General features: G+C 33.6%; 18 protein-coding genes. 13 read left to right on the forward strand and 5 right to left on the reverse strand.

The genetic code is table 11. The annotated features are described in order from the left end of the window. Nucleotides 1-59 precede the first annotated feature (59 nt). Both rpsD and JMUB898_RS05845 read right to left on the reverse strand, forming a co-directional pair. Nucleotides 60-662: a 30S ribosomal protein S4 gene (gene rpsD / locus JMUB898_RS05835; RefSeq protein ID WP_002443392.1), complete on the reverse strand. Its 603-nt coding sequence runs from the start codon at nucleotides 660-662 to the stop codon at nucleotides 60-62. A 220-nt stretch (nucleotides 663-882) separates the two neighbouring features. Continuing rightward, nucleotides 883-1350: a GAF domain-containing protein gene (locus tag JMUB898_RS05845; RefSeq protein WP_002443390.1), complete on the reverse strand. Its 468-nt coding sequence runs from the start codon at nucleotides 1348-1350 to the stop codon at nucleotides 883-885. Between the two features lie 136 nt (nucleotides 1351-1486). On the opposite strand from JMUB898_RS05845, the gene ezrA reads away from it, so the two are divergent. The 7 genes from ezrA (at nucleotide 1487) to JMUB898_RS05880 (ending at nucleotide 9670) form a co-directional block, all read left to right on the forward strand. Next, complete coding sequence (ezrA, locus tag JMUB898_RS05850; protein WP_044466740.1) at nucleotides 1487-3181, forward strand: septation ring formation regulator EzrA; 1695 nt, start codon at nucleotides 1487-1489, stop codon at nucleotides 3179-3181. 186 nt (nucleotides 3182-3367) lie between these two features. Further along, nucleotides 3368-4507 (forward strand): cysteine desulfurase family protein, encoded by a 1140-nt coding sequence (locus JMUB898_RS05855; RefSeq protein WP_002443386.1) that lies wholly within the window; start codon nucleotides 3368-3370, stop codon nucleotides 4505-4507. After that, on the forward strand, nucleotides 4507-5730 hold the full coding sequence (gene thiI / locus JMUB898_RS05860; protein WP_002443384.1) for a tRNA uracil 4-sulfurtransferase ThiI: 1224 nt from the start codon (nucleotides 4507-4509) through the stop codon (nucleotides 5728-5730). The genes JMUB898_RS05855 and thiI overlap by 1 nt, the downstream gene beginning before the upstream one ends. A gap of 57 nt (nucleotides 5731-5787) precedes the next feature. Continuing rightward, nucleotides 5788-6564 carry a sulfite exporter TauE/SafE family protein gene (locus JMUB898_RS05865; protein WP_002443383.1) on the forward strand — a complete coding sequence of 259 codons (777 nt, stop codon included), beginning with the start codon at nucleotides 5788-5790 and terminating at the stop codon, nucleotides 6562-6564. Nucleotides 6565-6763: 199 nt separating this feature from the next. After that, the gene (gene tpx / locus JMUB898_RS05870) at nucleotides 6764-7258 is read left to right on the forward strand and encodes a thiol peroxidase (RefSeq protein ID WP_002443381.1); all 495 of its coding nucleotides are present in this window, start codon (nucleotides 6764-6766) and stop codon (nucleotides 7256-7258) included. Nucleotides 7259-7385: 127 nt separating this feature from the next. Further along, nucleotides 7386-8333, forward strand: a complete 948-nt coding sequence (locus tag JMUB898_RS05875; protein WP_126501945.1) for a class I SAM-dependent methyltransferase — start codon at nucleotides 7386-7388, stop codon at nucleotides 8331-8333. Nucleotides 8334-8422: 89 nt separating this feature from the next. Further along, nucleotides 8423-9670, forward strand: a complete 1248-nt coding sequence (locus tag JMUB898_RS05880; RefSeq protein ID WP_002443374.1) for an acetate kinase — start codon at nucleotides 8423-8425, stop codon at nucleotides 9668-9670. Nucleotides 9671-9909: 239 nt separating this feature from the next. Here JMUB898_RS05880 and JMUB898_RS05885 read toward each other — a convergent pair whose 3' ends face one another. After that, complete coding sequence (locus tag JMUB898_RS05885; protein WP_037541509.1) at nucleotides 9910-10410, reverse strand: universal stress protein; 501 nt, start codon at nucleotides 10408-10410, stop codon at nucleotides 9910-9912. Nucleotides 10411-10552: 142 nt separating this feature from the next. Between JMUB898_RS05885 and ald the strand changes: the two genes are divergently transcribed. Further along, the gene (ald, locus tag JMUB898_RS05890; protein WP_037541508.1) at nucleotides 10553-11671 is read left to right on the forward strand and encodes an alanine dehydrogenase; all 1119 of its coding nucleotides are present in this window, start codon (nucleotides 10553-10555) and stop codon (nucleotides 11669-11671) included. 46 nt (nucleotides 11672-11717) lie between these two features. Here ald and JMUB898_RS05895 read toward each other — a convergent pair whose 3' ends face one another. After that, nucleotides 11718-12773, reverse strand: a complete 1056-nt coding sequence (locus JMUB898_RS05895; RefSeq protein WP_037541507.1) for a M24 family metallopeptidase — start codon at nucleotides 12771-12773, stop codon at nucleotides 11718-11720. A 170-nt stretch (nucleotides 12774-12943) separates the two neighbouring features. On the opposite strand from JMUB898_RS05895, the gene JMUB898_RS05900 reads away from it, so the two are divergent. Next, nucleotides 12944-13633: a metal-dependent hydrolase gene (locus JMUB898_RS05900; protein ID WP_002443366.1), complete on the forward strand. Its 690-nt coding sequence runs from the start codon at nucleotides 12944-12946 to the stop codon at nucleotides 13631-13633. An 89-nt stretch (nucleotides 13634-13722) separates the two neighbouring features. On the opposite strand, the gene JMUB898_RS05905 is transcribed toward JMUB898_RS05900, so the two are convergent. Beyond that, on the reverse strand, nucleotides 13723-14136 hold the full coding sequence (locus JMUB898_RS05905; RefSeq protein WP_037541506.1) for a universal stress protein: 414 nt from the start codon (nucleotides 14134-14136) through the stop codon (nucleotides 13723-13725). 207 nt (nucleotides 14137-14343) lie between these two features. On the opposite strand from JMUB898_RS05905, the gene JMUB898_RS05910 reads away from it, so the two are divergent. The 4 genes from JMUB898_RS05910 (at nucleotide 14344) to JMUB898_RS05925 (ending at nucleotide 21399) form a co-directional block, all read left to right on the forward strand. After that, nucleotides 14344-15642 (forward strand): DRTGG domain-containing protein, encoded by a 1299-nt coding sequence (locus JMUB898_RS05910; RefSeq protein ID WP_126514786.1) that lies wholly within the window; start codon nucleotides 14344-14346, stop codon nucleotides 15640-15642. A 36-nt stretch (nucleotides 15643-15678) separates the two neighbouring features. After that, complete coding sequence (locus tag JMUB898_RS05915) at nucleotides 15679-16617, forward strand: DHH family phosphoesterase (RefSeq protein ID WP_002443360.1); 939 nt, start codon at nucleotides 15679-15681, stop codon at nucleotides 16615-16617. A 29-nt stretch (nucleotides 16618-16646) separates the two neighbouring features. Then, entirely contained in the window at nucleotides 16647-19856 is a 3210-nt protein-coding gene (locus tag JMUB898_RS05920) for a DNA polymerase III subunit alpha (RefSeq protein WP_002443358.1), read from the forward strand. Nucleotides 19857-20169: 313 nt separating this feature from the next. Next, nucleotides 20170-21399 (forward strand): NADP-dependent malic enzyme, encoded by a 1230-nt coding sequence (locus tag JMUB898_RS05925; RefSeq protein WP_002443355.1) that lies wholly within the window; start codon nucleotides 20170-20172, stop codon nucleotides 21397-21399. Nucleotides 21400-21429 lie beyond the last annotated feature (30 nt).

Raw genomic sequence — 21429 nt, forward strand, 5'->3', positions numbered from 1 at the left:
GGAAGTGGCATTAAAAAGCCCCGATTCCAAAATGGAACCGGGGTAAAATTTGTAATCGATTATCTTGAGTAGTACTCAACGATTAATTGTTCATTGATTTCAGCTGGTAACTCGCTACGTTCTGGGAAGCGAACGAAAGTACCTTTTAAGCTGTCAGCATCGAAGTCTAAATATTCTGGTACGTAGTTGTTGATTTCAACTGATTCTTTAATGATATTTAAGTTTTGTGATTTTTCACGAACTGTAATCACTTGACCAGGTTTTAATGAGTAAGATGGGATATCAACGCGACCACCATCTACTTCAATGTGACCATGGTTAACTAATTGACGTGCTTGACGACGTGTACGTGCTAAACCTAATGAGTAAACTACTGCGTCTAAACGACTAGCAAGTAAAATCATGAAGTTTTCACCGTGTACACCGTATTGCTTACCAGCAATGTCAAATGTGTTACGGAATTGTCTTTCAGTCATTCCATATAAGTAACGTAATTTTTGTTTTTCACGTAATTGTAAACCATATTCTGATAATTTTTTACGTTGGTTAGGACCGTGTTGTCCTGGAGCGTAAGGGCGTTTTTCTAATTCTTTACCAGTACCGCTTAAAGAGATACCTAAACGACGAGATTTTTTCCAGTTTGAACCTCTGAATCGAGCCATGTAAGACTCCTCCTTTTTCTTTTTTGTTGTTATGAATAAACAAAAAAGAGTGTTATATGCTTATCGAGATATATTGTTTTATGTGTCTTCACCTTATAGCGTCAGTTACGTGACACGTCCGCATCGGGAACAACATAGAGCTTGATAATATATAACTGCTATTTTCGTTAATTCACACAAAGTTCATTGTATCAGTTTATTCAAAAGTGTCAATACTTTTTTATGATTGGCTTAACTGTTTTTCAAGAATATGAACAATTTGTTCCAAACCATCTTGATCTTCTTGAGAAAATCTATCTTTAATTGGTGCATCGATATCTAAAACACCAATCACTTCATTATTAATACGTACCGGAACGACAATTTCTGATTGACTATTTGCATCACATGCAATGTGTCCTGGAAATTGATGAACATCACTTACACGTTGTGTTGTATTTTCAGAAACTGCAGTGCCACATACGCCTTTACCAATTGCAATATGTACACACGCCGGATGACCTTGAAATGGTCCTAAGATTAATCCATTTCCTTCTATTAAATAGAAACCAACCCAGTTGACTTGATCAAGTGCATCATTAAGTAGGGCAGAGGTGTTACTAAGTATCGCAATTAAATTTGTTTCTCCTTCAATTAAGCTTGATAACTGCTTTGTTACCATTGAATAATTTGTTTCTTTCACGTTCATTGTTACCGCACCTCTTCATAAGAATTTTTTAATAGTATAAAGTTTTGAAAATAATCTAGCAATTAATTCATTTTCTGATTTAATGAAAAGAGAAATTACGTTATAATAAGAGATGATAAAATAGGAGGAGAAGTATATGGTGTTATTTATCATATTAGCAATACTCGTAATTATATTAATTGCTATAGGCATATTGTTCTATATGCGCTCGAATAAGAGAAATTCAGTTGGAAAAGTTGAAGAGCGCAAAAATGAAATTGAAAAGCTACCTTTTGATGACAATCTTAGAAAATTGCATGATTTAAACTTGAAAGGTGAAACAAAGACTAAGTATGATGCGATGAAAAAAGACAACACAGAAAATACAAATAAATACTTAGCTCCCGTTGAAGAGAAAATTCAAAATGCAGAAGAACTTTTAGACAAGTTTAAATTTTCTGCAGCACAAACTGAAATTGATGATGCAAATGAACTCATGGATCAATATGAGAACAATTATAATCATCAAGTCACTCAGGTTGATGAAATCTTAACTTTACATAAGGAAAATGAAGGTTTATATGAGAAATGTAAGGTAGATCATCGTGAAATGAAGCGTGATGTATTGGCTAACCGTCATCAATTCGGAGAAGCTGCTCAACCATTGGAAAAGGAAATCGAAAAATTCGAGCCTAAACTCAATGAGTATGAAACATTAAAATCCGAAGGTAACTACGTCCAAGCACACAATCATATCGCAGCGTTACATGATGAAATTGAAAACCTAAAAGGTTACATGGAAGAAATTCCAGAACTTATTCGTGAAACGCAAAAAGAATTACCTGGTCAATTCCAAGACTTGAAATATGGTTGTAGAGACTTAAAAGTTGAAGGTTATGATTTAGATCACGTCAAAGTAGACGGAACTGTACAAAGCCTTAAGACAGAATTAAGTTTCGTAGAACCTATGATTAGTCGCTTAGAATTAGATCAAGCGAATGACAAACTTGAAAGTATTAACGACAAGTTAGACGAAATGTACGACCTTATCGAACATGAAGTTAAAGCTAAAAATGAAGTCGAAGAAACTAAAGATGTGATTACTGACGACTTATTTAAAGCGAAAGATATGAATTACACGCTTCAAACAGAAATCGAATATGTGCGTGAAAATTACTATATTAATGAATCAGATGCACAAAGTGTTCGTCAGTTTGAAAATGAAATTCAAAACTTAATTTCAGTATATGATGACATTTTAAAAGAAATGTCTAAATCAGCTGTTCGATACAGTGAAGTTCAAGATAATTTACAATATCTTGAAGACCACGTTTCAGTCATTAATGAAAAGCAAGATAAGCTTCAAAATCACCTTATTCAGTTACGTGAAGATGAAGCGGAAGCAGAAGACAACTTATTAAGAGTTCAATCTAAAAAAGAAGAAGTATACAGACGTTTATTAGCTTCAAATCTCACGAGTGTACCTGAACGTTTCATTATTATGAAGAATGAAATCGATAATGAAGTACGTGAAGTGAATAATCAATTTAGCGAACGTCCAATTCATGTGAAACAATTGAAAGACAAAGTTGCTAAAATTGTTATTCAAATGAATACATTTGAAGATGAAGCAAATGATGTATTAATCAATGCAGTATACGCTGAGAAATTAATTCAATACGGTAATAGATATCGTAAAGATCATCATAGTGTTGATAAGAGTCTTAATGAAGCGGAACGTTTATTCAAAAATAATCGTTACAAACGCTCAATTGAAATTTCAGAAGAGGCACTTGAAAGTGTAGAACCTGGAATTACTAAACACATTGAAGAACAAGTCATTAAAGAATAATCATCACTCATTAGAGGGTAAGACAGTGAAATCCTTCCTTGGAAGAAAAGATTTCAGTCTTACTCTCTTTTATTTTTGCGAGAAAATAGTATAATGCTTGAGTATCCAAATTTTAAAAAGAATGATTTGCGCGTGTAAAAATCATTTTCAAATAAATGAATTTAATGTGAAAGAGAAGTGTTATCAGTGATTTATTTAGACAATGCAGCCACAACTAAAGCTGATGAAAGTGTTGTGGATTCATTTGTAAAAGTGAACCAAACATTATACTTCAATCCGAATAGTCCACATCAAGCAGGATTACAAGCAGAGAAATTATTAGTACAAGCTAAAGAAGAAATTAATCGTACTTTGGATTTAGCGCATCAATATGAAATCATATTTACGAGTGGTGCTACAGAATCTAACAATATGGCGCTTAAAGGCATTGCATATAGAAAAAAAGAAACAGCAAATGAAATTATCACATCAGTGCTTGAGCATCCATCAGTACTTGAGGTAATGAGATATTTAGAAGAGAAGCAGGGATTTGAACTCAAATATATCAATGTAAAAGAAGATGGCACAATTGATATTGACCATTTGAAATCATTAATGAGTGACAAAGTTGGCCTTGTGACTTGTATGTATGTGAATAATGTCATGGGACAAATACAACCGATTCAAGACATTGCTGACATTTTAAAAGATTATCCACGTGCGCATTTTCATGTGGATGGCGTGCAAGCATTAGGTAAAATCCCAATGAACTTCAACGGTATTGATAGTTTGAGTTTAAGTGGACATAAATTCAATGGTTTGAAAGGTCAAGGTTTACTGTTAATTAAAAATATACAAAATATTGAACCAGTCATTCATGGTGGCGGACAAGAGTATGGTTTAAGAAGTGGTACGGTCAATTTACCGATGGCGATTTCTATGGTTAAGGCGATTAAACAAGCTGTTCAGGGGACAGAAGAGACAAATCGTAAGCTGAAATTGTTCAATCAAGCTATTGTGACGTTTTTAAAAGATTTTAAAGGTGTTTATATCAATTCTCCTGAAAATGGAGCGCCACATATTATCAATATTGGCTTTCCAGGCGTTAAAGGTGAAGTACTTGTGAATGCATTTTCAAAACATGGTGTAATGGTTTCAACAACGAGTGCATGTTCATCTAAACGAGGTAAGCTAAATGAAGTGTTATTAGCGATGGGTCTTTCTGATTCAAGAATAGAAGGCAGCATCAGAATTTCATTAGGTGCTCAAACAAGTGAAGCGGATATACAGACGTTCAAAGATATTTTTAAAATGGTATATGAAGAAGTGAAGGAGTTGTTAAAGTAATGCATTACGATCATTTGCTCGTAAGATATGGTGAGTTGACATTAAAAGGAACAAACCGTAAAAAGTTTGTTAATCAGTTAAAAGACAATGTTAAACGTGCGTTAATCCCGTTAGATGGCTATCACGTCAAAGGGAAACGTGACCGCATGTATGTAGAATTAGATGAAAACGCGGACATGAAAGAAATTATTCGACGTTTATCAAAAGTTTATGGCATTAAGTCCATTAGTCCTGTAATCAAAACAGATAAAACTGAAGAAGCAATCAATGAATCAGCAGTTCAACTCGCTCAAAGTTTTGAGAAAGACACCACGTTTAAAATCGATGTTAAACGTGTTGATAAATCATTTCCACTCGATACGTATACTTTACAGCGTGAAGTTGGGGGCAAGATATTGAGTCAAACTGAGGATTTAACAGTTAATGTGAAACGTCCTGATCATGAAATTAAAGTAGAGATACGTTTAGACGCAGTCTATATTTATGAAGAAATTATTCCTGGATCTGGAGGACTACCAGTGGGTACTGGAGGCAAAACTTTACTTATGTTAAGTGGAGGCATAGATTCTCCTGTAGCAGGTATGGAAGTCATGAAACGTGGTGTTACAATTGAAGCAATTCATTTTCACAGTCCACCGTTTACGAGCGAGAAAGCCAAAGATAAAGTCATCGAATTGACTCGTATATTGTCAGAACGTGTCGGGCCTATCAAACTGCACATCGTGCCTTTCACTGAATTACAGAAACAAATCAATAAAGTTGTTCATCCACGTTATACGATGACATCGACGCGAAGAATAATGATGCGTGTGGCAGATGCTTTCGTGCATAAAATTGGCGCACATGCGATTGTAAATGGGGAGAATCTAGGTCAAGTTGCTAGTCAGACTTTAAAAAGTATGTATGCAATCAACCACGTGACTTCTACACCTGTGTTGAGACCTTTACTAACACTTGATAAAGAAGACATTATTAAAAAAGCGAAAGAGATAGGTACTTTTGAAACGTCTATTCAACCTTTTGAAGATTGCTGTACAATCTTTACACCGAAGAATCCAGTAACTGAACCAGACTTTGATAAAGTCGAAAAATATGAAAGCGTCTTTGATTTTGAAGACATGATTCAAACAGCTGTGGACAATATTGAAACATTAACCATAGACCCTAATTATAAAAGTGAAAAAGAACAATCTACTGATGCATTAATTGAAGATTTATTTTAAAATAAATTTATTAAACATAGGTGAACGTTTTTGAATAACTAAGGGGAGAAATAAATCATGGATTGGCATCTTTCAGTAATTTTTATGATTATATTTTTTGGGTTTATCGCTTCATTTATAGATTCAGTCGTTGGGGGCGGAGGATTAATTTCAACACCAGCACTTCTTGCAGTTGGGTTGCCACCTTCTGTTGCGCTTGGCACAAATAAATTCGCAAGTTTTTTTAGCACCCTAACAAGTGCTTATAAATTTTTACGCTCAGGTAAAGTAGATTTAAAGGTAGTCGGGAAATTGTTTCCATTTGTATTTATTGCTTCAGGAGGTGGGGCAATCCTTGCTACTTATTTACCTGCAGAGGTTTTAAAGCCACTCATTATCGTCATTTTAACACTTGTGATTATCTATACCGTTTTTAAAAAAGACTGGGGTAGTGTGAGAACTTTTACTTCACTTACTATTGGTAAAGCAATTATCTTAGTTATATTATTTTCAATTTTAGGTTTTTATGATGGATTTTTAGGCGGAGGCACTGGATCATTCATGTTGTTCGCTTTATTAATGTTTGGTTTTGACTTTTTAAGCGCTGCTGGAAATGCTAAAGTTTTGAACTTTGCTTCAAATGGTGGAGCGATATTGCTTTTTATTATCTTAGGACAAGTCAACTATGCATATGGTCTTTTGATGGCAGTGAGTATGATTGTTGGTTCATATTTAGGAGCCCATTTTGCTTTGAAAAAGGGTGTAGGATACGTCAAAATTTTATTTATTGTAGTAACCGCAGTACTTATTATAAAAAATGTATATGATTATGTAATACAATTAATGAATCATTAGATGCTAGAACTGAAATCGAGATTTTAAATAATCTTGAAATCAGTTCTTTTTTATTGCCCACCTTTTTATTTGTATGAAAATTAGAGCTATGTGAGAAGTATTATTCAAAATTTTAAATCTTGTACTTTAAAAAATTGAATTAACAGTAAATTTTGTCGTATGATTATATTAAATACTTAGTTTATGGGAGGTCATCAATATGACTGCAGTTACATTTAAAAATAATCCTGTTACATTATTAGGACAACAAGTAAACGAAGGAGAGACTGCTCCTAATTTTACTGTATTAGACAATGGTTTGAATCAAGTTACATTAGATAACTATAAAGGGAAAAAGAAATTAATTAGTGTTGTGCCTTCTATTGATACAGGTGTTTGTGACCAACAAACGCGTAAATTTAATGAAGAAGCATCTCAAGAAGATGGGGTAGTATTAACAATTTCAGTAGATTTACCATTTGCGCAAAAGAGATGGTGTGCGTCGAATGGTTTAGACAATGTAATTACGTTGAGTGACCACAAAGATTTATCATTTGGCAAAAACTTTGGTGTAGTAATGGAAGAATTAAGACTTTTAGCACGTTCAGTTTTTGTATTAAATGAAAATAATAAAGTGGTTTATAAAGAAATTGTTAGCGAAGGAACAAACTTCCCTGATTTTGACGCAGCATTAGAGGCTTATCGCAACATTTAAGTTATATTGATATGATTGACAGTGTAAAACAAAGTGTCCATACTTATTCGAGAAGTAGAAAGAGTAAAAAAGTATATGCGCTCTTATGAATGAAGAATGGGCACTTTTTATTAGAAAGGATTTTTTTATGACTGAGAAAAATACAATTATGGAACGCTTATTCCATACGTTAGATGAAAAAGCAAAATCCTTAAACGAAGAGAACGGGCAAAGTTTCATAGAAAACTTAGGATTAGCTATGGAAGATATTTATACAAATAAAAGAGATCTTCTCGAACAGGCAACATTACAAGATAGAAGAAAAGCCTTTCAGTTTGCATATTTAAGTATAATGCAAGAGGAAAATATCCAAGCTAATCATCAGATTACGCCAGATTCAATTGGGTTAATACTTGGCTTTTTAGTGCAACGATTTATGCAAGATAAGGAAGAAATGCATGTGGTTGATATCGCAAGTGGAGCTGGTCATTTAAGTGCATCTGTTAAAGAAGTGCTTTCTGATACGACAATTATGCACCATTTAATAGAAGTTGACCCAGTTTTATCACGTGTAAGCGTTCATTTGGCTAATTTTTTAGAAATACCATTTGATGTTTATCCTCAAGATGCAATCATGCCTTTACCTTTAGAAGAAGCTGACGTAGTGATTGGTGATTTTCCAATTGGATATTATCCAGTCGACGAAAGAAGTAAAGAAATGAAGCTTGGTTTTGAAGAGGGGCATAGCTATTCACATTATCTACTCATTGAACAAGCGATTAATGCGTTAAAAGGGGCAGGTTACGCATTCTTAGTTGTTCCAAGTGATATTTTCACAGGAGATAAAGTGAAACAGTTGGAAAAATTCATTGCAACAGAGACAGAAATGCAAGCATTTTTAAATTTACCAACGACGCTGTTTAAAAATGAAAAAGCACGTAAATCTATATTAATCCTTCAGAAAAAACAACCGCAAGAAACCAAACCAGTTGAAGTATTTTTAGCGAATATACCTGATTTTAAAAATCCTCAACAATTCCAAGGATTTATTAGAGAATTAAATCAATGGATGGTCACAAATCATACAAAAAATTAATCTGTAACAATATAGTATTCAAACTGTATTAATGATAAAATAGTGTATGTGAAAAAAATAACTAAACAAATGATGGAGGACAATGACCTATGTCAAAATTAATTTTGGCGGTAAATGCTGGTAGTTCATCTTTGAAATTCCAGTTAATTAGAATGCCGGAAGAAAAGTTAGTAACCAAAGGCGTTATTGAACGTATTGGTTTAAGCGATTCTATTTTCACGATTGTTGTTGAAGGGGAAAAGCTTACTGATGTTAGAGATATAAATGATCATGAACAAGCAGTTAATATTATGTTAGAAAGCTTTAAAGAACATCACATGATTGAAGATATTAATGAGATTGAAGGTACAGGTCACCGAGTTGTACATGGAGGGGAGAAATTCCCTAAATCAGTCGTTGTAACTGATGAAGTAGAATCTCAAATTGAAGAATTAAGTGAGTTAGCACCGCTACATAATCCTGCGAATCTTATTGGGATTAGAGCATTTAAAAAATTATTGCCTAACATTCCACATGTGGCAGTATTCGATACTTCATTCCACCAAACAATGCCTGAACAAGCATATTTATACAGCTTGCCATATCATTATTATGAAGATTATGGTATTCGTAAATATGGATTCCATGGTACAAGTCATAAATATGTCTCTAGAAGAGCAGCTGATATCTTAGGTAAACCAATAGAAGATTTGAGAATTATTTCATGCCATATTGGTAATGGTGCTTCAATTGCAGCGATTGATGGTGGCGAGTCCATTGATACTTCTATGGGATTCACACCGCTAGCAGGTGTGACGATGGGTACACGTTCAGGTGATTTAGACCCTGCATTAATTCCTTTTATTATGGAAAAGACTGGCAAAACAGCTGATGAAGTTTTAAATATTTTGAATAAAGAGTCAGGATTACTTGGTTTAACAGGTACATCAAGTGATTTACGTGATTTAACAGAAGAAGCTAAACATGGTCGTCAACGTGCACGTGTCGCATTAGATTTGTTTGCATCTAAAATTCATAAATATATTGGCTCATATGCAGCTAGAATGCAAGGCGTAGATGTGATTGTATTTACAGCTGGAATTGGAGAAAACTCTCATATTATTCGCGGCAAAGTGCTAGAAGGCTTAGAGTTTATGGGCGTTTATTGGGATCCTAAGAAGAATGAAAGCCTACATGGCGAGGAAGGTTATATTAACTATCCGCATTCACCTGTTAAAGTACTTGTCGTGCCAACAGATGAAGAAGTTATGATTTCACGAGATGTGATTAAATATGGTGGTCTTAAAGACGAGTCAAATGAAACAGTAAATGAAAATACTGAAGCACAAGATGCTTAAAATATAGTAGCATGTCAAATGAACCGCATGGTTTCCTCATAGGAGATTATGCGGTTTTTATTATCAAGATGTAAATCAGTGATTTAATAAAGGGAAATGGCTTTGAATAGAGGATTGAAATAGAGGAAATTGTTCGATAGTTTTCTTCTATGATGAAGTAGTTTTAAATAGATTGTCTTTCAAAAATAAAAAGAGTCAGTAATTAACTGACTCTCATAAAAATAAGAATATATTTAATCTTAATCTTGATATCTTTCGCGTAGTTTAGGTGTAGCAACTTGTGGTTGGAAATCTTCAGGAATTTCTTCAGTACGTACGACTAATACATCACATGGCGCATGACGTACGATTGCTTCAGAAACTGAACCTACAATAAAACGTTCTACAGCATTTAATCCTGACGTACCACTCATAATTAAATCTGCACCCACTTCATGAGCTAATTTCTTAGGTATAATTGCTTTTGGTGAACCAAATTCTAGGCGTGTTTCTACATTTTTAACACCTGCGTTTGAAGCCACTTCTTTATAACCTTTGAGTAATTCTTCAGAGAAATGTTTAGATTTCTCAGTAAACTGAGCATCATAGACTTCATAAGAAGAGTAAGTTCTTGAATCGATGACATTAACAATTGTCAACTTAGCATCGTTACGTTTAGCAACTCCTACAGCTTTATTAAAAGCCCATTCTGCTTCATGTGAACCATCGACTGCGATTAAAATGTTTTTATAAGTAATCATCGCTAGTGCCCCCTTCATCTTTCTTATTCTTATTTTAACACAATTTACAGAATATTTAATTATTAATAATTACAATTTTGTGTATTTTTTCTGATTGCGCTTTCATTGCTTTCGCGTTAGGATGTAATAGGAGGTGGATGGAATGAAAATTGGTATTCCTAAGGAGATAAAAAATAACGAAAATAGAGTGAGTTTATCACCAAGTGGTGTACATGCACTCGTTGAACAAGGACATACAGTTTTAGTAGAAACTAACGCAGGACTAGGTTCTTATTTTGAAGATGTTGACTACAAAGAAGCTGGTGCTGAGATTGTATCAGAACAATCTAAAATTTGGGATGTAGATATGGTAGTCAAAGTTAAAGAACCATTAGAATCAGAATATCAATTCTTTAAAGAAGGGTTAATTCTTTTCACATATTTACATTTAGCTAATGAAGAGAAATTAACACAAGCTTTAGTAGATAATAAAGTAATTGGTATTGCTTATGAAACGGTTCAATTACCTGACAAATCATTACCGCTTTTATCACCAATGAGTGAAGTTGCTGGTAGAATGTCAGCTCAAATTGGCGCTGAATTCTTACAAAAAGTTAACGGCGGTATGGGTATTTTACTAGGCGGTGTACCTGGTGTTCCTAAAGGAAAAGTCACTATCATTGGTGGGGGTCAAGCAGGTACGAATGCTGCTAAAATTGCTTTAGGATTAGGTGCAGATGTTACGATTCTTGACGTTAATCCTAAACGTTTACAAGAACTTGATGACTTATTTAATGGAAGAGTGCATACGATTATGTCCAATCCACTAAATATAGAAATGTACGTTAAACAAAGTGATTTAGTTATCGGTGCAGTATTAATTCCAGGAGCTAAAGCACCAAGCTTAGTTACTGAAGATATGATTAAGCAAATGAGAAGTGGCTCTGTGATTGTAGATATCGCTATTGACCAAGGTGGTATTTTTGAAACAACAGATAAAATCACAACACATGATGATCCAACGTATACAAAACATGGCGTTGTACATTATGCGGTTGCGAATATGCCTGGTGCAGTTCCACGTACTTCAACATTAGCTTTAAATAATGCAACTTTACCGTTTGCACAAATCTTAGCTAATAAAGGATATCGAGAAGCTTTCAAATCTAATCATGCACTTTCTTTAGGTTTAAATACGTATAAAGGTCATGTTACAAATAAAGGTGTAGCTGAAGCATTTAATTTAGAATATACTTCAGTGGAAGATGCACTTAATAAATAGTTTAAGATAGATAAACTCGGCTGATTATTAAAATCAGCCGAGCTTTTTATTTTTCATAATGTGTAAGTATTTCGTAGCCATTTTCAGTAACTAATATGTCATCTTCGATACGTACGCCTGCGATTCCGGGTACATAAATTCCAGGTTCAATTGTAATCACCATGCCCGCTTCTAATGTATTTTCGTTTACACTTGAAACGTCTTGATATTCATGTTCTTCTAATCCTAACCCGTGACCAAGTCTATGCGGGAAATATTCTCCGTAACCTGCATTGCTAATAATATCTCTAGCGATTTTATCGATATTTTTTATTGTCACTCCAGGTTTGATTGCTTCTATTGCAGATTGTTCAGCTTTTAATACAACGTTATAGATATTTTCAGCTTCTTGACTAGGGTTTCCAAATTTTACTGTTCGTGTCATATCACTACAATAATGTTCATAAACTACGCCTAAATCAAATAGCACATATTCATTATTTTGAAGCTTTCTGTCTCCAGGAGTGCCGTGAGGAGAAGCTGCATGGTCTCCAAATAATACCATTGTGTCGAAACTCATTTCATTTACGCCGTACTTTTTGATTTCATTTTCAATGTGATTAACGACTTCGCGTTCCTCAACGCCTTCTTTAAGATAAGACACGCCAATTTCTATACATTTGTCTGCGAGCTCCGCAGCTTTTTTAATTTTTTCAATTTCTTCTTGAGATTTAATGTTTCTTAAATCTTTAATTGATTGGTCAAGGTCACTATAGACTTGAACATCGAATGCTTGAGACAATTCACGTTGACGTTTAACAGTTAAATGTTCACTTTCGATAAGTAATGTCGTAAATGTTTTCGGATATAAGTCGAATGGGTTTTCAGTATCTAAATAACCAATGATTTTCCCGTCGAAAGGTGAAGCTTTGACTTCTTCAACCTCCATTTTCGGACAAAATAAAACATCTTCGCCATTTGCTTGGACGAGTAATGCGAATAAACGTTCATGTGGTTCACTACGATATCCAGTAAAGTAATATACGTTAAGTGGGGTAGTAATCCAAGCTGCATCGGCATTTTGTTGTTGTAAGACTTTTCTGATTTCTTCTGTTTTAGTCATATCAAACATCCTCCATTGTATTAGTTTAGTTTAATTTTATTCTAATTCGTTATCCTTTTCAAAAATTGAGGTACTATCCCTTTCTGTTAAAGCATTTTCAGAAACAGTGTTATAAACAAGGGTAGCTAGGGTATACTGATGACAGAGAACATTTGAGGAGGGCTATATAAATGAAATTATCATTTCATGGTCAATCAACAATTTATTTCGAGGGAAACGGTAAAAAGGTCATCGTCGATCCATTTATTTCTGGTAATGATAAATGTGATTTAGATGAACAAACATTAGATGTAGATTATATTATTTTAACGCATGGACACGCTGATCACTTTGGTGATGTGGTAGAGCTAGCCAATCGAAATCACGCGGTAGTGATAGGTTCAGCAGAATTACAAGGTTATTTATCAACTTATCACGGTGTTGAAAATGTGCATGGTATGAATATCGGCGGTAAAGCTGAATTTGACTTTGGTACTGTGAAATTTGTGCAAGCATTCCACAGTTCAAGCTTTACTCATGAAGATGGTATTCCGGTTTATCTAGGTATGCCAATGGGAATTGTTGTTGAAGCAGAAGGTAAAACAATTTACCATACGGGAGATACTGGATTATTTAGTGATATGAAATTAATTGCTGAACGTCATCCAGTGGATGTATGTTTCGTACCTATCGGTGACAACTTTACGATGGGAATTGATGATGCAAGTTATGCAATCAATGAATTTATTAAACCGAAAATTAGTGTACCTATTCACTACAATACGTTCCCATTAATTGAACAAGATCCTCAACAATTTAAAGATGCAGTAAATGTAGGGGAAGTACAAATCCTTGAACCAGGTCAATCTGTAGAATTTTAATTTAGAATAGTAAATTAGTAAATATAACATATAGAAAAAATCCCGATTTTTAAACGACTTAATTTAAAAATCGGGATTTCTTTAAATGATTATTTAACAATTAATACAGGGATTGTAGCACGTTTAGCTACTTTGTGGCTGACGCTACCAAGTACAAATTTCTTCTTGTCTTCTGCTTTACGGTTACTTAATACAACGATGTCATATTTTCCACTGTTAGCGTATTTTAATAATTCTTCTTTAGGATTTCCTCTAACAATAATTTGATCGTAATTAATTCCGTATTCTTCTAATGCTTTTCTTGTTTTTTCTAAACGTTTACTTCTTTCTTCAGTTAACTTATCTAAGTGGACTCCTGCTTTGATAGAAGCTTGAGCATCTTGCTCATTAATGGCATTTAAAATAGTTACAACTGTATCTTTCCCAGCTAAATTTGACACTTCTTTTAATGCTTTTTCATTTTTTAATTGAGTGTCTACGCCTAGTAAAATATGTTTATACATAACTACATCCCTCCTCACTTATATTTTAATAGAGTTTTAATGGAATTTCCATTTATATTCACATTTTCTTTACAAAATCAATTTTAAACGGAATATTTTTGGTAAGTGAGAAAACGATCAACGATGAGCGAGGTTGTTCAATGATTTTTTTCGAGTTAAAAGTTATAATATAACAAAGACTGTTCTATAGAAATAAGAGGTAATGGGATGACGAAACACGAGCAAATTTTAAATTATATTGAATCTTTATCTATAGGTTCTAAAATTTCAGTTAGAAAAATAGCAAAGGTATTAGAGGTATCAGAAGGAACTGCTTACAGAGCGATTAAGGATGCAGGACAATTAGGAATTGTAGCAACTATTGATCGTGTCGGTACAGTAAGGATAGAAAAACGTAATCGAGACAATATAGATAATTTAACTTTTAATGAAATTGCGAACATAGTGGAAGGTCAAATTTTAGCGGGTAAAAAAGGACTTGGAAAAACAGTTTCTAAATTTGCGATAGGCGCTATGAAACTTCAAGATATTTTAAAATATATAGAGAAACACACTTTATTAATAGTGGGTAACCGTGAAGATGTTCAAATTGAGGCATTAAAACGAGGAACAGCTATCCTTATTACTGGAGGCTTTCACCCATCGAAATTTGTCATCGATTATGCGAATGAGCATGAATTACCCATTATTTCATCAAGTTATGATACATTTTTAGTCGCAAACATTATCAATAGAGCAATGTATAACCAAAAGATTCGTAAAGAAATACTTGTTGTCGAGGATATTGTAAAACCTATAAACGAACTATCCGTATTATTTGATTATATGAAAATTAATGACTATAAAAAATTAGCTAACGAAACAGGTCATACAAGATTTCCTATTGTAAATAAAGATTTTAAACTTGTAGGTATTGTAACGAGTAGAGAAATTATAAATATGAACGAGGATGATGAGTTAGGCAAGATAATGACTCGAAATCTTTTAAGCGTCAAACTGACAAACACTGTTGCGAGTTGTGCACATATGATGATTTGGGAAGGTATTGAGTTATTACCGGTAACCAATAATAATAAAAAAGCTGTAGGTGTCATCAACAGACAAGATGTGTTGAAATCAATGCAACTTTTAGGAAGACAACCACAAATAGGTGAAACGATTAACGATCAGATAGCAAAACATATTACCATTAATTCGAATAACATCAGTGTTGAAGTATCGCCTTTAGTCACAAATCATTACGGCACATTAAGTAAAGCCGTATTTGTAGGTATTATTGAAGAAACAATTCGACATGAGATGAGGAAATATAAAAAGGGTAATGTAATGATAGAAAACTTAAACATTGTTTATATCAAAACAGTGCCTATTGAATCATCCATTGAAGTCTATTACGAAATGTTAGATGTTGGTAGAAATTTCGCGAAACTAGAAGTAACCATGTTTAATAATAATGAGAAAGTTGCCAACGCTTTAGTGATATGTCAGATGTTCGAAGGTTTTTAATAAAAAGTAAAATTTAGTTTTAAGGGAGTATTCAGAATGGAAAAAATTATGAACGATATCATGCATGAGGTTGAACAAGCAGACACAATCATTATTCATAGACACGTGAGACCTGATCCTGATGCATACGGGTCACAGTTGGGACTTAAATATTATTTAAAAATAAAATATCCAGATAAGAATATTTATGCCGTTGGTAACAATGAGCCTTCATTAGATTTTATAGGTACATTTGATGAGATATCAGATGATGTTTACGAAGATGCGCTTGTCATTGTTTGTGATACAGCAAATGCGCCACGTGTAGATGACCAACGCTATCACACTGGAACGAAGGTTCTAAAAATAGATCATCATCCGGCAGTTGATCAATACGGAGACATTAATTATGTAAATACAGAAGCTTCTTCAACAAGTGAAATTATTTATGATTTTATTACTCATTTTAATGATGAACGTATCATTGATGAAAGCGTAGCACGTGTTTTATATTTAGGAATTGTAGGAGATACTGGTCGCTTCTTATTTAATAATACAACTCAACACACGATGGAAGTTGCTGGTAAATTAATTGCTTTTCCGTTTGACCACAATGCTGAATTAAATAAAATGTCTGAAAAAGATCCTAAATTATTACCGTTTCAAGGTTACATCTTACAAAACTTTGAATTAGATGATGAAGGATACTGTCAGGTGAAAATTACGAGAGATATTCTAGAAAAATATCAGATTCAACCGAATGAAGCATCACAATTTGTGAATACAATTGCTGATATTCAAGGTTTGAAGATTTGGATGTTCGGTGTGGATGAAGGTGAAGAAATTAGATGTCGCATTCGTTCAAAAGGTACAATGATTATCAATGATGTCGCAAACGATTTTGGAGGTGGAGGCCATCCAAATGCATCAGGCGTGTCAGTTTATAGTTGGGAAGAGTTCGACCGTTTAGCCGATGCATTGCGTCAAAAACTTTAAAAAGATATATCTAAAAGGAGGATACAAACATGGTTGCGCATTTAAATATTCATACTGCTTATGATTTATTGAACGCCAGTCTGAGAATTGAAGATGTAATCAATAAAGCTAAAAATGAAGGCTATACTGCGCTTGCAATTACAGATACCCATGTTTTGTATGGTTTTCCAAAATTTTACGATGCCTGCATTGCTGCTGATATTCATCCCATTTTCGGAATGACTTTAATATTAACGGATGGTCTATATAAAGTTGAAACAGTAGTACTCGCACAGAATAATGAGGGACTCAAAGCACTCTATCAACTTTCATCTGCCATTAAAATGAAAGAAAAGGAAGAAGTTCCTTTAGAATGGTTAAAACGTTATGATGACAATTTAATTATCATTTTTAAAGATGTAGAATCGACGCATTTACAAATTTTAGAAGCATTCAATGATCATACCCATGTTTACATGAATCATACGAGTGACGATATTATTGATAGAAAAAAGGTATGGTTACAATCAGCGAGATATTTAAATAGAGAAGATGCAGATACGATATCTGCTTTACAGGCAATTAGAGATAATTCTAAATTAGATTTAATTAATGAAAGTAAAGATTTTGGTGAGCACTTTCCTGATCAAAATGAACTTAAAAATATTTCAGATGATGTAGACGAAGAAGTGATAAAAAATACGCAAACGATCGTTGATTTATGTCAGGCGGAACTTGTTTATCATCAATCATTATTACCGCAATTTGTCACGCCTAATGGTGAAGTTGCAAAAGAATATTTATGGTCGGTATTAATAGATAAATTAAATGAGTGGAATTTACATAATGATCAATATTTAGAACGGCTTAAGCACGAATATGAAATTATTACAAATATGGGTTTCGAAGATTATTTCCTTATCGTTAGTGATTTAATCCATTATGCTAAAACACATGATGTAATGGTTGGTCCAGGCCGTGGCTCTTCAGCTGGTTCACTGGTAAGTTATTTGCTAGGGATTACAACGATTGATCCGATTAAATTTAACTTGCTTTTCGAGAGATTTTTAAATCCTGAAAGGGTTACGATGCCAGATATTGACATTGACTTTGAAGATACGAGACGCGAGAAAGTGATTCAGTATGTTCAAGATAAATATGGAGATCTCCATGTGTCAGGAATAGTGACTTTCGGACACTTATTAGCAAGAGCTGTCGGTCGTGATGTTGGAAGAATTATGGGCTTTGATGAAACCACATTAAATGAAATTTCAAAGTTAATACCTCATAAATTGGGGATTACGCTTGATGAGGCTTATCAGCAAGATAATTTTAAAGCGTTTGTTCATCGAAATCACAGAAATGAACTTTGGTTTGATATGAGCAAGAAGCTTGAAGGACTTCCAAGACATACGTCAACGCATGCGGCGGGTATTATTATTAATGATCAACCGCTATATAAATTTGCACCGTTGACGCTAGGTGATACGGGTTTACTGACTCAGTGGACAATGACAGAGGCAGAACGCATAGGTTTATTAAAGATAGACTTCTTAGGATTACGTAACTTATCGATCATCCACCAAATTGTGACGCAAGTGAAGAAAGATTTAAACATTGATATAGATGTTGAAACCATTCCTTTTGATGATAGAAAAGTATTCAAGTTATTATCTCAAGGAGATACGACTGGTATTTTCCAACTAGAATCTGATGGGGTACGTAGTGTATTAAAGAGACTTCAACCAGAACATTTTGAAGATATCGTAGCGGTCACATCACTTTATCGACCAGGACCTATGGAAGAAATACCTACATATATCACACGTCGACACGATCCATCTAAAGTTGAATATTTGCATCCTGATTTAGAACCCATTTTAAAAAATACCTACGGCGTCATTATCTATCAAGAACAAATAATGCAAATTGCGAGCAAATTCGCTAACTTTAGTTATGGTGAAGCGGATATTCTTAGAAGAGCGATGAGTAAGAAAAATCGTGCAGTGTTAGAAAGTGAACGTCAGCACTTTGTCAATGGTGCGAAAGACAACGGCTATGATGAACAAATGAGTAAACAAATCTTTGATTTAATACTCAAGTTTGCTGATTATGGTTTCCCTAGAGCGCATGCAGTAAGCTACTCTAAAATTGCTTATATTATGAGTTATCTAAAAGTGTATTATCCTAATTATTTTTACGCTAATATTTTAAGCAATGTCATTGGTAGTGAGAAGAAAACAGCTAATATGATTGATGAGGCTAAACATCAAAAAATTAATATTCTACCACCTAATATTAATGAAAGTCATTGGTTCTATAAAGCTACTTCACAAGGAATATATTTGTCGTTAGGAACGATTAAAGGTGTGGGCTATCAAAGTGTTAAACTGATTGTCGATGAGAGATATAATAACGGAAAGTTTAAAGACTTTTTTGATTTTGCGCGCAGAATTCCAAAGCGGGTTAAAACTAGAAAATTATTAGAAGCATTGATACTTGTCGGTGCTTTTGACAATTTTGATAAGAATCGTGCTACTTTATTACAGGCTATCGATCAAGTATTAGACACTACATCAGATGTAGAACAAGACGATATGCTTTTCGATATTTTAACGCCAAAACAAGTCTATGAGGACAAAGAAGAGTTACCAGATAAATTGTTGAGTAATTATGAAAAAGAATATCTGGGCTTTTATATTTCTAAACACCCGGTTGAAAAAGAATTTGAAAAGAAACAATATCTAGGCATTTATAAATTAAGTAACGCTCAAAACTTTCAACCAATACTTGTCCAATTTGATACAATTAAGCAAATTAGAACTAAGAACGGTCAAAACATGGCATTTGTAACACTTAATGATGGGATGACGCTAATGGACGGTGTGATATTCCCGGATAAATTCAAAAGATATGAAGCTTCTATTTCTAATGAAGAAATGTTTATCGTGATAGGTAAATTTGAGAAACGGAATCAGCAACTTCAACTTATTATTAATCAAATTATTGAAATCAATACCTATAAAAATGAAAAAATAAATGCTTCTAAAAAAGTCATTATACGAAATGCGCATCATCTTCCTTCAAACATCCAAGAATTAATCATGAATGAGAAAAGTGGAGATCAGCATTTATTAGAAGTGAATGCATTTAATGAACGCAATAATAGCATGAATCGCTTAGGATTCTTGAGTAAAGATGAAGTTACAATTCAACAGTTGTTTGACTCTTTAAATCCTAGTGATATTAGGTTTATATAACTTTTATCACAATTTAAACTATGGTATAGTTAACTGATGGTTAAGATAATAATCATCAGTTTTTCTTTTGTTATTGTTTTTTGTTCTGGTTATACACTGATTAATTTTATAATCAGAAGAAAGAATAATTTCAAAAAATTAGAATAGGCCGATCAAGTTCATAGCATCAATATGATGCATGACCTTTGTCTATTCTTAATTTATCATGTATTGGGTATACTTATACTAGTAAATTAGATTCAACATACACGATTTTTAATTAATTAGGAACGGTTATTTTAACTTAAAATTATTTAAAATAGGGGTTGATTCCATGTCTTTAAGAGATGATGCATTGGAAATGCACAGAGAACATCAAGGTAAATTAGAAATCACACCAAATATAAAAGTAACTAATAAGGAAGAATTGAGTTTAGCATATTCTCCTGGCGTTGCTGAACCATGTAAAGAAATTCATGAAAATCCAAGAAAAGTATATGAATATACAATCAAGGCAAATACTGTTGCAGTTGTAACTGACGGTACTGCAGTTTTAGGACTGGGCAATATTGGAGCTGAAGCAAGTATACCTGTTATGGAAGGTAAAGCGGTTTTATTTAAAAGTTTTGCCGGAATAAATGGCGTACCAATCGCTTTAGATACAACAGATACTGATGAAATTATTAATACAGTGAAATTATTACAACCAAATTATGGCGGTATTAATCTTGAAGATATTTCAGCGCCAAGATGTTTTGAAATCGAAGAAAAATTAAAAAAAGAAACAAATATTCCAGTATTTCATGATGATCAACACGGCACTGCTATTGTTACAATGGCCGGCTTGATTAATGCTTTAAGAATTGTCGATAAAGATTTATCAGATATTAAAGTTGTCTTAAATGGTGCAGGTGCTGCAGGTATAGCAATTGTGAAATTGTTACATTCATACGGTGTTAGAGACATGATTATGTGTGATTCTAAAGGCGCTATTTACGAAGGACGCCCTCATGGCATGAATGATACTAAAGAATATGTTGCTAAATGGACTAACAAAGATAAAATTGATGGTTCATTGAAAGAAGTTATTAAAGATGCAGACGTATTTATCGGTGTTTCTGTTGCAGATTTATTAGATAAAGAAATGGTTGAGAGCATGGCAGATGACCCAATTATTTTTGCCATGGCCAATCCAAATCCTGAAATTAAACCTGATGATGCAAAAGCAGCAGGGGCTAAAGTAATTGGAACGGGTCGTTCTGATTATCCTAACCAAATCAATAATGTGTTAGCTTTCCCTGGTATCTTTAGAGGTGCATTAGATGTTGAAGCTACACATATTAATGAAGATATGAAAAAAGCCGCTGTTGAAGCTATTGCAGATTTAATCGAAGAAGACGAACTCAACCCTGATTATTGTATTCCTGGACCATTTGATAAGAGAGTTGCTCCATCAGTGGCACGTAGCGTAGCTAAAGCAGCTATGGAATCAGGTGTAGCAAGAATTGAAATTGATCCACAAGAAGTTTATGACAAAACAATGAAAGCAACTGATTTAAAATAATTGTATATAGTAATTCTTTGAGAGACATTT

Origin of the sequence: Staphylococcus caprae (assembly GCF_003966625.1) — a bacterium.
Classification (GTDB): Bacteria; Bacillota; Bacilli; order Staphylococcales; family Staphylococcaceae; genus Staphylococcus; species Staphylococcus caprae.